The sequence below is a fragment of the Tenericutes bacterium MZ-XQ genome, assembly GCA_002838205.1.
Taxonomy (GTDB): domain Bacteria; phylum Bacillota_I; class Bacilli_A; order Acholeplasmatales; family Acholeplasmataceae; genus Mariniplasma.
Genome location: CP017950.1, coordinates 919,262 through 933,970, shown reverse-complemented (window position 1 = coordinate 933,970; position 14,709 = coordinate 919,262). Strand labels below are relative to the sequence as shown.

The following is a 14,709-nucleotide window of genomic DNA, read 5'->3' as shown; positions in this document are numbered from 1 at the left end:
ATGAAACATTTAGATGAAGCAAAACAAGCAAGAAGTCATGCATATGTACCTTATTCACATTTTAAAGTTGGTGCTGCCATTCTTTTAAAAGATGGGACATTTATCCATGGGGCAAACATAGAAAACGCTGCATATCCACTTGCGAACTGTGCAGAAAGAAGTGCATTATTTTCACTATATAGTCAAGGTTATAAAAAAGAAGATATTGTTAGCATGACTATTGTTGCTGACACTGAACATCCAGTTTCTCCTTGTGGTGCATGTAGACAAGTCATGCATGAACTCATGCCAAAAGGTACACCAATCTATTTAGCGAATCTAAAAGGTGAAATCAAAGAAACAGATCCAGATGACTTACTACCTTATGCATTTGAAGAATTTGAAGGAGACAAAGATGCATAAATCAGGATTTATTGCTATCGTTGGTAGACCAAACGTCGGTAAATCTACGCTTTTAAATGCACTCATAGGCCAAAAAGTTGCGATTATGAGTCCAAAACCACAAACAACTAGACATCGGATTACAGGTGTTTTATCAGAAAATGATTACCAAATGATTTTCGTTGATACACCAGGTATGCACAAAGGAAAAGACTTATTAAATAAAACAATTGATAAAGTTGCTGTATCTAGTCTTAGAGATGTTGATATGGTTTTATTTGTTGTAGATAGAAAGAAAACAGCAGCTGAAGGCTTTATCATGAACTATTTTAAGGGCTTGAAAAAGCCAGTATTCATTGTTATCAATAAGATCGATGAGTTAAAAAGTAAAAGTGCTATAGATGAAGTTATTATGAGTTATATGGGAGACTATGATTTTGAAGGATTCTTCCCAGTTTCAGCAAAAGATTTAACATACGTAGATAAGATTAAAGAAAAATTGATCGAGTATTTACCTGAAGGTCCAAAATATTTTCCACCAGAAATGAAATCAGACCAAAGTGAAACAGTCATGATGTCTGAATTGATTAGAGAAAAAATACTTTATTTTACAGAACAAGAAATCCCTCATGCGGTTGCTGTAGTGATTGAAAGTATTTATCAAAACACAGAACTTAATCAAGTCGATGTTTCTGCATTAATCATTGTAGAAAGACCAACACAAAAGCAAATTTTAATTGGTCGTGGTGGAGAAAAAATAAAGCACATTGGTACTGAAGCAAGAAAAGAGATTAATAAAGTTTTAGATACAAAAATCCACTTAACATTATGGGTAAAAGTCAAAAAAGACTGGAGAAATCGACCAAGTGATTTAAAAGCATTTGGATTTGGAGAATAAGTCATGGAAGGGTTAATTTATAAGGTGCAACCGTATAAAGAATCATCACGATTGGTTTTTATCTATACACCCAAGGGTAAGATGACCTTAATTGCTAAAGGTGCTCAAAAATTAAATGATAAAACTAGAGTGATCACACAGTATTTAACCCATATTTCATTTAAAGAAAAAGAAGGACAAACATTTTTTACTTTGCAAGACGCAAAACTATTAAATGAGTTTTCACACATAAAAAATGATTACCATAAGACAAAACATGCTGCAGTAATGTTAGAAATCATTGATATGCTTATGCTTGATCATATTGATGATGAATTCGTTTTTCAAGAACTTATTGATGGACTTAAAGAAAACGATGTTAGAGTATCAAGTTTAAGTTTTGCATTAAAGATGCTAAAACCTTTAGGTTATGATCTTAATATGACCGCAACCGGACAAAAGATTAAAGGTGTTAGTATTGAAAAAGGCGGCTTAGTTTATGAAAATGATTCCTATAGTATTGATTTGAATACAAAAGACGCAATATTTCTTTTAAAACTCTATGTTTTACCTTATAATGAACATGGTATCTATGAAATAGATATATTAGATAAAATCGAAACATTTATCAAAAAATATTACCAATATCACATGCATGTGACATTGAAACACTTAAATTAAAGGATGTGGACAAATGGTTTCATTAGACAAAATCGTGCAATTTGCAAAATCAACAGGATATATTTATCAAGGTAGCGAACTCTATGGAGGTTTAGCTAATACTTGGGATTATGGTCCACTAGGTAGTTTATTAAAAAAGAATATAAAAGAAGCTTGGATTCAAAAGTTTCAAAGAGAAACACCATATAACGTTTTAGTAGATACATCAATTCTAATGAATAGTGAAGTATGGAAAGCAAGCGGACATGTCGGAGGATTTAGTGATCCTTTAACAGAATGTAAGTCATGTAATCAAAGATTTAGAGCAGACCAACTTATTGAAGCCCATGATCGAACAGTAGATCCAAATGGTTGGACCACTGATGAGATGTATGACTATTTGGTTAAACAAGAAGTTAAATGCCCTAATTGTGGTGCACATGATTTCTTGCCAATTCGTAAGTTTAACATGATGTTTGAAACACACCAAGGTGTTGTAAAAGAACAAGCAGATCAAATTTATTTAAGACCTGAAACAGCACAAGGTATTTTTGTGAATTTCAAGAATATTCAAAGAACAACAAGAAAAAAACTTCCGTTTGGTGTTTGTCAAGTCGGGAAATCATTTAGAAATGAAATTACTCCAGGTAACTTTATTTTTAGAACAAGAGAGTTCGAACAAATGGAACTAGAATTCTTTGTAAAACCAGGTACTGAACTTGAGTGGTTTAGTTATTGGAAAAACTATTGTATGGATTGGTTAACGCAACTTGGATTAAACCCTGATCATTTACAGTTTGATGACCATAAACCTGAAGCACTTAGTCATTACTCGAATGCAACAACTGATATCAGATTTGAGTTCCCTTGGGGATTTGATGAACTTTGGGGTATAGCTTCCAGAACAAATTATGATTTAAATGCACATCAAATGCAATCGAATCAAAACTTAGAATATCTTGATCCAGAAACCAATGAAAGATACTTACCTTATGTTATTGAACCATCAGTTGGGGTTGAACGTTTAGTGTTGGCATTTCTTGCGGATGCATATGACGAAGAGACTTTGGAATCTGGGGATATGAGACAAGTTTTAAGATTACATCCAAAACTGGCTCCATATAAAGTTGCTGTTTTACCACTCGTAAAAAAACTACATGCCGATAAAGCAGAAGAGATATATCAAATATTAGCTAAACATTTTGACGTTGTTTATGACGAAACTCAAAATATTGGTAAAAGATATCGTAGACAAGACGCCATTGGTACATATTTATGTGTAACTGTTGATCATGATACTGAAACACTAGATTCTGTGACTGTAAGACATCGAGATACTATGGCTCAAGATCGAGTAAAAATCGCAGATTTAAAATCGTATATCGAAGATAAAATCGCGTATTAATAAATATAAGGAGGGATTTTATGGACAATAAACTCATCGAACTCATTAATGAGAAAACACCAATCGTCGATTTGGTTTCTGAGTTTGTCTCTCTCCAAAAAGCCGGAAAGAATTATAGAGGACTATGCCCTTTTCATCAAGAAAAAACACCAAGCTTCTTTGTATCACCTGAGAAAAACATTTGTAAATGTTATGGATGTGGCGAAGGTGGTTCACCTATTAATTTTTATCGAAAGATAAAAAGTATATCTTTTCAAGAAGCTGCAGAAGAACTCGCGGAAAAAGCTGGCATAACCATTGAAAAGACTAATCGACAAAAAGATCCGTATGAAACTTTTTATCAACTGATGCATGAAGTTAAAGAGTTCTATAAATTTAATCTAAAAAATAGCGAAAATGGACAAAAAGCATTAGATTACCTTTATAAGCGAGAACTTAGTGATGATATCATCGATCACTTTGAAATTGGATACGCACCAGAGCATTCAGATGCCCTCTATAAGCTTTTAAATGATAAAGGCTATCAAGTGTCTGACATGATAAAATTAGGTGTTGTAAAGCAAAAAGATGACGGTTCATATTATGACTTATTCAGCCATCGTATCATCTTTCCAATTACAAACGCAAAAGGTAGTGTGGTTGGTTTTAGTGGTAGAACTTTAAACCCTAAAGATACCATCAAGTATGTCAATAGTCCGGAAACCGTCATATTTAAAAAAGGTCAATTGCTTTATCATTTCAACGAAGCTTTATCTGAAATCAGAAAAAATAAGCAAGTCGTTTTATATGAAGGTTTCTTTGATGTAATCAGTTCTTATAAAGCAGGAATCAAACATGGTGTAGCTACCATGGGAACTGCCCTAACTTTTGATCAAGTAAAATTGATTAAACAGTTTACTGATTCAATCATTATTGCTTATGATGGTGATGATGCTGGTGTTAAAGCAACACTTCAAGCGATTCATCTTCTTGAAAAAGTACGATTAAAAACAGAAGTTTTAACAATTCCTGAGAAAATGGATCCTGACGAGTTTATTAAAGCTTATGGTGACGAGAAATTTGAAATCCTTTTTGGTGAGTATGTCAAAGATCCTTATCAATTTAGATATGGATATTACAAAAAGGGTAAAGATCTATCAAATGCAAATGACATCACAACATTTAAAAATCAAGTACTTGAAATGTTATCCTATGCTGATCAAACCATTCAAAGTCTTTATAAAACTAGATTAGCCAAAGATTTGAATGTGTCAACAGATGCATTTGATATAAAGACTAAAAAACAACCGCCATTACCCCAAAACGAAGTTTTACCAAGAAAAGAAACCCAAAAGATTTCTAATAAATATGAAAAAGCTGAGCGTTATTTGATCTATGCAATGCTTAGATCAAAACAAGACTCAGCACATATTCAAGCAAGACTTAAGACAAGTGATTTTGTTGATCACATTCAATCAACCATTAGAATATTAATTGATTCATATTATAAAGAACATGATCAATTAAATATAGAAGAGTTTATGGATAGTTTGACCAGTGAGCAAAGAGCATACGCAGAATCAGAGTTGTTTAAAGATATCATTTGGGAAAAAAATTTGGGTATAGATGTAAGTGAAGTTGAACATTATATTAGCCTTGTAAAAACGGCAAACTTAATTAGAAGAAAAAATTATGTAAAAGCTACATTAGAAAAAGAAGCATATAATAATCATATTTTGCTTGACGAATTTAAAATGTTAGCTAAATTGAAATAGAAATACTTAGGAGGTATGTTTGTGGATTTTGAAAAAATCATTGCACAACTAAAGAAAAAAGCTGGTAAAGACAAATTGTTATCTGTATCTGATGTAGAACCTTTTGCAAAACCAGGAAGTGAACTCTATTTTGAAATAGAGCGAGGATTACTTAATGAAGACATTGATATTGCACTAGATGAAGAATACGAAGATGTTGAAGTTAATGAAGAAGTCATTGAAGAAGATGACGAGTTTGAACTTGAAGAAGATGAGGATGAACCAGATGATTTATCTTTATCAGGGTTAGAAGTTGAAGAAGAAGAATTAATTAATATAGATACGATCGCATCATCCATAAAAATTGATGATCCAGTACGTATGTATTTAAAAGAAATTGGTCAGATTCCTCTACTAACACATGATTTAGAAACCAAATATGCTGTTCAAGTATCTAATGGGCGCTATGCAAAAGAACAGTTAGAAGAATATCAACAAGGTATCTTAGACCTTGAAGAACAAGATGTAGAAGAATTAAAAGAAACGATTAGAATAGCTGCAGAAGCTAAGAATAAGCTTGTGGAAGCAAACTACCGTTTGGTTGTATCGATTGCTAAAAGATATGTTGGTCGTGGACTATTATTCTTAGATTTGATTCAAGAAGGTAACATGGGCTTAATGAGAGCTGTTGACAAATTTGATTATGAAAAAGGATTCAAGTTTTCAACATATGCAACATGGTGGATTAGACAAGCAATTACACGCGCTGTAGCCGATCAAGCAAGAACCATTCGTATTCCAGTTCATATGGTTGAGACCATCAATAAGATGATTAGAATCCAAAGACAACTGATTCAAGATTTAGGTAGAGAACCATCCATCGAAGAAATCGCAGATAAGATGGGTATTACACCTGAGAAAGTTCAGAATATTCAACGTATTGCTAAAGAACCGATATCATTAGAAGCACATGTTGGGGAAGAAGATTCATCATTAGGTGATTTTATCTCTGATCCAAACGCATTGACACCACACGAGTATATGTTACAAGAGATGGTTAAACAAACACTAGATGAAGTTTTAGAGACATTAACTGATAGAGAAGAAAAAGTATTAAGACTACGTTATGGATTGTTTGATGGAAAGAACCATACTTTAGAAGAAGTAGGTCGTGAATTTGGTGTTACACGCGAGCGTATTCGTCAAATTGAAGCAAAAGCTTTAAGAAAACTAAGAAGTCCATCTAGACAAAACAAATTGCGTGAATTTTATTATGGCAAGAAATAAGAGAATTGATTTCTTAGCTGAGTTAACCAAAGGATATGATACTGTTTTAGATATTGGAACAGATCATGGTCTTGTTTTAAAAAAAGCTTTTGAAAAAGGATATATTAAAAAAGCAATCGCTAGTGATTTAAGGGAAGAACCCTTAAATCAAGCGAAAGCTAATTTAGAAGAATATCCGGTTTCTTTTGTTTTATCCGATGGATTCAAAAAGATCAAAATGGATTTCGATTTAGCTATTATTGCTGGCATGGGAGCCTATTTGATCACTGAAATACTTAAAGATGCACCAAAGGATAAGATCTTCATTTTACAAGCAAATGATAAACAAGAAATATTAAGAAGCTATTTGAATGATTCTAATTTTGAAATTGTTGATGAGTTCGTCATTCATGACAAGTTTTATTACGTGATGATTATTGTAAGAGCTGGTCAAATGAGTTTATTAGAAGATGATCTATATTTAGGACCAAAACTAAAGTATAAACCAGAAGCAAAACCGTATTATCAACATAAGATCAAGCAATATCAAAAAATCATCAATCATGTTGATGAAGATAGACAAAAAGAATTACTAAAATTGATTAAAATATATAGTATGCTATAAACAATACGCTTTACTAATTTCATAAAAAAGTATAGAATAATGAGGAAGTTGTTTATAGGGAGGTATTGAATGAAAAAAGATTATCAAACACTACAACAATTGGATCGCGCACTAAAAATATTTAGAAGAAGTGGTATTTATGATCGCGTGAATACAAAATTAAGTGATGCAGATATCATGGTATTATTTTGCGTTGCGTTTTGTGATTTACACCAAAAAGTAAAGTTGACGGATATCTCTAAACGACTCAAAGTAACTTTGCCTGCAGTGACTCATAAGGTTAATGATTTAGTTGAAAAGAATTATGTAGAAAAAATCCAGTCAGAAAAAGATCTTCGTGTCGTATATATTAAACTTACTGAAGAAGGAAAAAAATATGTTGAATCTATTCGTGATGCATATTATAGTCCAATTGAGCAATTAACAAAACATTTAGGTGAAGAAGACACTAAAAACTTCTTAAGAATTCTTGATAAGATTAGTGAAATTGGAAAGATTAAGGTCTAATTGAAATTAAATTGAAAAAGTCATGAAAATGTCTTTACATTCGGCATAGATATTTGTTATAATAACTTGTGCCGACTGATGATGCAGTAGCTCAGCTGGATAGAGCAACGGCCTTCTAAGCCGTCGGTCGGGGGTTCGAATCCCTCCTGCATCGCCATCTAAACAACACCGAGTTTATTTCTATGATAATATCGCCTTAAACAGCACAGTTTAGCGGTATTGAGAAATGGACTCGTTTTGTATTTTATAAGATATAGACTGATTTTTCAGTCTTTTTTTATTAACTAGGAAATTCTAATTGATAATTTAAATAAGTACAAACAGAAAAAACTCATCTAAAATGAGTCTGTAAAACGAGTCAACAAATTAATCAATAAGTTTATGATAAATATCTAAAGGCACAAACTGCAACTTACCACAATGACTACAAACATCAACGGGAAAAGCAGCACCTTCAGTCTCCATAAAGTGAGCATAACCAGAAAAATTGACAGTAAGTTCAAATCCACAGTGCAGACATTTCATATCAACCATGATATCAAAATTAGGCATCGATATAAATGCATTAAATGAAGCGGCAGGGCCAGCAATGAATCCCTGCTTAACAGCTGATTTATATTCAGCATACAAATTCTTTTTTTGAACAAAAGACATATGCACAGATTTAGTTTTAAATAGTTTAGGCATCGCTAAATAACCTCTCTTTTCGGTGATTTGGTAGATATGAAGCATCAAGATTTAAAACCATAGTAGAACCACACTGACATTTAAAGATGTCATAGTGATAAGTCTTAAGCAACAAAGTTCGAAAGTGAAGTTGATGTTTAAGATAAGTCAAAGATTTAGGGTTAACTAACTTTAACTCAGAGGCAATTTTTCGTTTTGTCCGATTTGAATAAAAACCGTAATAACGAATCAGATGAAATCCTTTATCAGGGATGTGTTTAATGAGACGTGCAATAAATTTAAAGACATGATCAGTGATGATTTGAGTACCTCGTTTATGATGTTTATCTGAAATTTGATCATCTTCATGAGGATCAAAATGCCAAGTGACTTGGTGATTGATATCATCGAAGTCATCAATTCTAGATTCAGAGATGGCTGGATGAGAAGCATATCTGGCGATGTATTTAGCAATCTTTTTGGCTGTAGACAAGCTAGATTTTCTCTTTAATTGAGGCCCGTAAGTGTAAAAGCCTTTTTTATACTTATGAATGAGATAACTTCTTAAGCGATTAAACTCATTATAGATAGAATTTGTCGCATGGGTTTTCAAATAGGCTGAGATGTTACTTAAGAGTCTATATTGCCAAAACATACGCAGTCTCTCAAAAGGAAAGAAAGACATGTTGGATAGATGACCATGAGCATCAATAAAGCGTTCAGCAACTAAAGCATGGATATGAGGATTGGTCTTCATATCTCTGCCATAGGTGTGAAGAAAACAAATGATGCCAAGTCTTCTATCTAATTGGTGGTCAGCCTTCGTTTTCTTAACAGCTTTATGAAGAACTTCATTTACAGTTTGAAATAAGATATCAAATAAGTCTCTATAAAGCCAAAAGAATTTACGCATCTCTTTAGCAACTGAAAAGACAAAATGTCTATGAGGGCACTTAAGTAATTTGGATTCAATCGCAAGTGTTCGAGCTTCTCGATATCTTTGATTACAAGAAGGACAAAACCTTGAATGACAAGAAAGACCTTGGATATGAAAGTTATCACAAGTTGGGCATTCATAGAAGAAGTAGCCATATTTGAAATCACGACAATGTATCATTTTTTCAACATTTTCGATAATTGAGGGACGTAGTTTATCTTCAAAATGAAGTTTAAATGAATCCCAATAGGTAGCAAATATAGATTGAATGGAAATGGAGTTATCTCTATATACTTTTAAATTAGATAGTTTAACAAGCTCATTGTTAAAGACATGTTCACCATGTTTAAGAGCAAGTTCTAATTGATCTTTAAATTTATACTTAATCACTATAGGTTCCATAAATCTATTATACAATGTGACTTTAAAAAGAAAAAGGCGATTTTTATCGCCCCTAGTGAATTTATTCACTTTTGTTCTTGGAATCGTGTTATAATAATTTGACAGGAGTGATATATATGAAGGAAAAGGTACATGCTATTTTAAAAAGTGAGAATATTGAACACAACTATATTGAAAAATCTAAAGTTGGATTTTCTAATTTAGTTTATTTTATAGATGATAAGTATGTTCTCAAAGTATTGGAACCAGAAGGGAATAAGATTAAATTTATGAATGAAATTGGTTTCTATAAAACAATGAACTTTGACTTTATACCAAATTATGTATCTAGTGGTGAACATGAAGGTACAATATATATTCTAATGGAACGAGTATCAGGTGTTTCTCTTTATGAAATATGGCACACACTTTCAAGTGAGAAGCGAGGAGCAGTTGTTGAACAAATTGCAAACATATTAAAAGAAATCAACAAGGTACAAGATCATAAGTTCTTACAACAAAAATATATAAGAGATGATCTAGTTGATATTTGGAAAAATGCTTTTACAAGAAATATTGAAATTCTAAATCAAAAGGGATATAACACTTTGAACTTACTGAAATATGCTGAGGAACGTGTGCCAATTATTTTCAAAGAAAAAAGATTAGGGATTGTATATAATGATGCTCATTTTGACAATTTTATTTATGATGGTGATAAAGTTACACTGATTGATTTTGATCGTGTTTTATTTACATCAATAGATTATGAGTTGCTTATATTAAATACTATGGTAAATAATCCGAAAAAGTTTGCAAGTGAGGACGTTGAACCATTTGTAAATCCAAAAGATTATATGGACATTATACCCAAACTAAAGAAAGAATATGGAGAGTTGTTTAACTTTGAATATCTAGATGAAAGATTATTAGTTTATTCATTCTTTTACATGTTAGGGAACATATATACTTTCAAACTTGATCACTTGTTGACAGATTTAATAGAAGATTTTTCAAGAAAGACAAATCTACTATTTGTTTAGGTAGAAATTAAAACTCGCTCACACGTATGAACGAGTTTTTTATTTTATATCTGTTACAATGGGGTGTATCGTAGATAACCTAGAAGAATAAGGAGTAAAGCATATTGTTATTTATTACATAAGAAAGTGTCTTTTTTTGATTAGTATGTTAAAATATTTCAAAACCGGTAAAGATGTCAAGCACTAAAAATTAAAAAAGCGAGTAAAATTTAATAAAAAGCATCATTTAAAGACATGCTTAAAAAAGTAAAAGTTATAAGAATTAATCTAATTAAGTTTTACTTATAAAGTCTATTGGTACTCAACAAACCATAGATAAGACGAATAAGTTTTCTAGCAGTTAAGGCGAGTGCACGTTTGTGTTGATGAGTCGTGACTTCATCATATTTCTTATGATAAAAATCACGATACTCAGGTATATGAATTCTAGCCATGTTGGCTGCCTGGATTAAAAAGTAGCGCAAATATTTATTTCCAGTTTTAGTCATGTAAGTCTCATCAGCGGTGAATTTCCCGGATTGATTTTTACGCCAGGTAATACCTGCATATTTAGCAAGTGCATCATTGGATTCAAACTGACTAATATCAACAATCTCAGCTAAGATACCGGCTGCATAAACTTTACCAATACCAGGTATAGACGTTAAGATTTGATAGTGATCATGATTAAACCCAGCGACTTGTCGCAAAATGGCTTTATCAATATCTTTCATTTCATGTTCATAACATTTAATGACATTTATGGATGAGGCGAGAGCTGTATTAATAGGATCATAAGAAACTTTATCAAGACGATAAGAATCTCTAGCAGCTTTTTGGATCTTAGCAGCGATATCAAGTGAATTATCAAAGCGATTTTTACTTGATTTAGCAACAAAGTCAGATAAATCTTCTAAAGATGAATCGATAATATCATCAATGGTTTTATAATCTAATAAGAGATCAACAGCAGTTGATCCAAAGTTATTAGAAAATATAGTTTCAAAGTTAGAAAACTTTATAAACACGTTATTAAGGGCATAAACCTTCTCATTGGATAGTTTTTCAGCAATATGAAGTCTATGCCTTGTGAGTCTTTCTAAAGCAAGTCTTTGACCACCTTTAAAGGGAGTTAACTCATCGGTTCTTCCAACTCTAGCAATATCAGCTAAGATGTAAGCATCTTTAGGATCAGTTTTATCCATATCAGCAAAACTTTTTCTATAATTTTTAGAAATTTTAGGATTGATGAGATAAACTTTGATATCGAAAACACTCAAAAACTTAGAAGCTGATAAGTAGGTCGCAAGATGACCGGAGTAAACACCAGTTGACTCTAAGATGACAATGACTTTAGAGAGATGATGTTTATCAAGAAGTTTTAAAATATGCGTTTCAATTAAGTTCGCACCATCTTGGGTATTAGGAATATTGACAGATAAAAGTTTATCACGATTAAAGTTAAGTGCATAAACGTGATTGGACAGTTTAGCAACGTCAATACCAACACATAAAGTATGATTCAAAAGAACACCTTCTTTCAAGGGAAAATAGATATAAGAGAAGTCCTAGCCTTGAAAGACAACTGCAGCCTCGCCAATAAGAAACCACCGTTAGACATAGAAGTTGAGTGAAATCTAACGGGTAACAACAACCGGTTAGCAGATAAGTCAATCAAGCAGGTTTGCACGCTTAAATAGCACCATGATGTGCAAGGAGTGGAAGCAGATTCTTCTGGTTACATCTTGATTTAATTATAACACTAGGACTTCAAACTTATAAATAATGATATGTAGTAAGGTATCAACCTAAATCTACACTACATATTATACGAGGAGTGGATGAGATGATAAATATTTTAAATATGGATTATAAGATACATGATGACTGGTGTAAGGATTTCTATAGCAAATATATAAATGAAAATGATAAAGTCTGTGTTTTAGCTTTTAGCTATAGACAATCACAGATTTCGAACTTAGAAGAGTGGTCATTATTTTATGGACCTGATGAAGGTTCGTATTATAAAGGCATAGTTGAAGCTTATATGGCGTTTGGTATTAATGAGGATAATATATCTTTTGTGAATTACTATATACATAGTATTGAACAAATGCAGAGTATGATTTCAGAATCGACTATTCTTTACTTACCTGGAGGTATTCCTACTGGATTTTTTGATAAGATAATTGAGAAAGACTTGTTGAGTACTATATCTAATTATGAGGGTGTAGTTATTGGATGTAGTGCAGGAGCTATGATTCAAATGGATGAGTATTTTATTTCGCCTGACAAAGATTATCCTACTTATAGTTTAGAAAAAGGGATGGGGTTATTGTCTGGATTTGGAGTTGAAGCCCATTTTTCTAATGAAAAACATCAACTTGATTCTATATATAAGTATATAAATGATAAGAAGTTACCAGTGTATGGGTTAAGTGATGATGGTGTATTAGTTGTAGAGAAAGATAAAATTATACTCTTTGGGAGTGTAGAAGTTTTTTAGAAAACCTTATAAATGTATTCAAGTTAAAAATTTTGATTTTTAAGTTCTTTTTACTTCAAATGTATATATATCAAAAAAAACAGCATTTCCAAATGGATTTGCTGTTTTCTTTACATTAATATTATAACACAGTTTTCATATAAAATATAGACTGATAGTTTAACTTTAATAAGTGTATTATTTATTGTGGAGGTGTTTATGCGAAAAGAGATAATAGATGTAATTGATAAAGTATGTAAAAATGCACACTTAAGAAATCACAAAGTTTTTAGGAACAATATTGATTTATTAAAACAACGAAGAGTACAAGGGTGAAGATAAAGACGACAAGTAAAATTGTCTCTTTTCTTTTTATATGAGTAATTGTAATATACATACTGCAGAAAGGAATGATAGTATGAGTATTGCAATTTATGGAAGGGTATCAACTGATAAGCAAATCGCTGATGGATTTGGATTAGATGTACAGAGAAAAGAACTTATTACTGAAGCTGAAAGTAAAGGTCTAGAGTATTTAGAATATATTGATATGGGGATTACTGGAACATCCATGAAAAAGAGAAAGGAACTTCAAAGGTTATTAGAAGATATAGAAGAAGGAAAAATAAAAGAAGTTTGGGTTACAAAACTTTCAAGGCTAGGTAGGAATACTAGGGATGTTCTTAATATTATATACGAGTTCGAGAAACATAACGTAGTCTTTAAATCACTACGAGATGGTATAGATACATCAAACTCCATGGGAAAGATAATGCTTCAGTTTATGAGTATTGTGTCAGAGATGGAGAGGGATATAATAATAGAGACAACAAAGGCAGGATTAGATTATAGAGCTTCATTAGGAAAAATATACGGCTGTGCTCCAGTTTTAGGATACGATCGTATTGGTAGTGGGAAAACATCATATCTTGAGATAAATGAAAAGGAAGCTAAGATTATAAAGTTAATATTCAACTTGTACCTGAAAGGAAATGGTTACAAAGCAATATGTAATGAACTAAACTCAAAAGGCAGATTGACGAAAAAAGGTACATACTTTTCTATAAACACAGTTAAAAACATCTTATCTAATCCTTTGTATGTTGGAATGATAAGATACAACTTGTTCAAGGATTGGAGTACTAAACGTAGAAAAGGAATGCAATCTAAAGATGATTTGATTCTAGTTGAGGGACTACATAAAAACATAATATCTAAAAGTAAATGGGCAAAAGTTCAAAAGAAGATGAAAACCAATAAAACTCAGAGGAAAATAAGGAGTTCTAATTATCTCTTATCAGGATTGATTCGTTGTCCTGATTGCGGTGGACTAATGGCTGGAGTGAAAGGTACGTATAAGAGTGGTTATATTAAGAACACTTACTATTATTATGTTTGTAGCACCTATCACAATAAAGGGCGAGTTGTTTGTAATAGTAATTCCATCGACGTTAAGAGATCTGATGAAGTTGTTATCAGGAGTTTGAAAAGATTCATTGAAGAACTTGGAACGTACGGTGAAATTAATACATGGAACAGTAAAATGAATGAAATACTAAACTCTGAAGATAGAATGAATATCAAGAGATTCCTAAGAGTGTTAGTTAAAAAAATCAATTTTGATAAAGAAACAAAACAGATAATGAATGTTGAATTTAATTTTGAAGAAGATACATTTGCATCTTTGGATATTAGGTATTCAGAAAGACTAAGAAAAAAACTATTAAAATGTTTTGAAGACTTTGATATAATTTACTAGAGGAA

14 protein-coding genes and 1 tRNA gene are annotated in these 14,709 nt (G+C 31.8%); 12 read left to right on the top strand and 3 right to left on the bottom strand.

Annotated features, from left to right (window positions below; all coding sequences use genetic code 11):
• The 9 genes from BK011_04635 (at nucleotide 1) to BK011_04595 (ending at nucleotide 7,611) form a co-directional block, all read left to right on the top strand.
• Nucleotides 1-402, top strand: a complete 402-nt coding sequence (locus BK011_04635; GenBank protein ID AUD64998.1) for a cytidine deaminase — start codon at nucleotides 1-3, stop codon at nucleotides 400-402.
• Nucleotides 395-1,279, top strand: a complete 885-nt coding sequence (locus BK011_04630) for a GTPase Era (GenBank protein AUD64997.1) — start codon at nucleotides 395-397, stop codon at nucleotides 1,277-1,279. Before BK011_04635 ends, BK011_04630 begins: the two co-directional genes overlap by 8 nt.
• A gap of 3 nt (nucleotides 1,280-1,282) precedes the next feature.
• Nucleotides 1,283-1,939: a DNA repair protein RecO gene (locus tag BK011_04625; GenBank protein AUD64996.1), complete on the top strand. Its 657-nt coding sequence runs from the start codon at nucleotides 1,283-1,285 to the stop codon at nucleotides 1,937-1,939.
• 13 nt (nucleotides 1,940-1,952) lie between these two features.
• Nucleotides 1,953-3,323: a glycine--tRNA ligase gene (locus BK011_04620; protein AUD64995.1), complete on the top strand. Its 1,371-nt coding sequence runs from the start codon at nucleotides 1,953-1,955 to the stop codon at nucleotides 3,321-3,323.
• 20 nt (nucleotides 3,324-3,343) lie between these two features.
• Nucleotides 3,344-5,077 (top strand): DNA primase, encoded by a 1,734-nt coding sequence (locus tag BK011_04615; protein AUD64994.1) that lies wholly within the window; start codon nucleotides 3,344-3,346, stop codon nucleotides 5,075-5,077.
• Nucleotides 5,078-5,092: 15 nt separating this feature from the next.
• Nucleotides 5,093-6,343: an RNA polymerase sigma factor RpoD gene (locus BK011_04610; GenBank protein AUD64993.1), complete on the top strand. Its 1,251-nt coding sequence runs from the start codon at nucleotides 5,093-5,095 to the stop codon at nucleotides 6,341-6,343.
• A complete protein-coding gene (locus tag BK011_04605; GenBank protein AUD64992.1) occupies nucleotides 6,330-6,947 on the top strand; it encodes a hypothetical protein in 618 nt (205 codons plus the stop codon). The genes BK011_04610 and BK011_04605 overlap by 14 nt, the downstream gene beginning before the upstream one ends.
• A gap of 69 nt (nucleotides 6,948-7,016) precedes the next feature.
• The gene (locus BK011_04600; protein AUD64991.1) at nucleotides 7,017-7,454 is read left to right on the top strand and encodes a hypothetical protein; all 438 of its coding nucleotides are present in this window, start codon (nucleotides 7,017-7,019) and stop codon (nucleotides 7,452-7,454) included.
• An 80-nt stretch (nucleotides 7,455-7,534) separates the two neighbouring features.
• A tRNA-Arg gene (locus tag BK011_04595) sits at nucleotides 7,535-7,611 on the top strand.
• Nucleotides 7,612-7,820: 209 nt separating this feature from the next.
• Here the strand turns inward: BK011_04595 and BK011_04590 are convergent.
• Both BK011_04590 and BK011_04585 read right to left on the bottom strand, forming a co-directional pair.
• Complete coding sequence (locus BK011_04590; protein AUD64990.1) at nucleotides 7,821-8,141, bottom strand: hypothetical protein; 321 nt, start codon at nucleotides 8,139-8,141, stop codon at nucleotides 7,821-7,823.
• Nucleotides 8,134-9,474, bottom strand: coding sequence for a hypothetical protein (locus BK011_04585; protein AUD64989.1), 1,341 nt, complete (start codon nucleotides 9,472-9,474; stop codon nucleotides 8,134-8,136). Before BK011_04585 ends, BK011_04590 begins: the two co-directional genes overlap by 8 nt.
• A gap of 101 nt (nucleotides 9,475-9,575) precedes the next feature.
• On the opposite strand from BK011_04585, the gene BK011_04580 reads away from it, so the two are divergent.
• Entirely contained in the window at nucleotides 9,576-10,481 is a 906-nt protein-coding gene (locus BK011_04580; GenBank protein AUD64988.1) for a hypothetical protein, read from the top strand.
• A 278-nt stretch (nucleotides 10,482-10,759) separates the two neighbouring features.
• On the opposite strand, the gene BK011_04575 is transcribed toward BK011_04580, so the two are convergent.
• The gene (locus BK011_04575; GenBank protein AUD64987.1) at nucleotides 10,760-11,986 is read right to left on the bottom strand and encodes a hypothetical protein; all 1,227 of its coding nucleotides are present in this window, start codon (nucleotides 11,984-11,986) and stop codon (nucleotides 10,760-10,762) included.
• Nucleotides 11,987-12,306: 320 nt separating this feature from the next.
• Here BK011_04575 and BK011_04570 point away from each other — a divergent pair, with 320 nt between their 5' ends.
• Together BK011_04570 and BK011_04565 are read left to right on the top strand one after the other, a co-directional pair.
• On the top strand, nucleotides 12,307-12,966 hold the full coding sequence (locus BK011_04570) for a hypothetical protein (protein AUD64986.1): 660 nt from the start codon (nucleotides 12,307-12,309) through the stop codon (nucleotides 12,964-12,966).
• Nucleotides 12,967-13,363: 397 nt separating this feature from the next.
• Nucleotides 13,364-14,704: a hypothetical protein gene (locus BK011_04565; protein AUD64985.1), complete on the top strand. Its 1,341-nt coding sequence runs from the start codon at nucleotides 13,364-13,366 to the stop codon at nucleotides 14,702-14,704.
• Nucleotides 14,705-14,709: the final 5 nt, after the last annotated feature.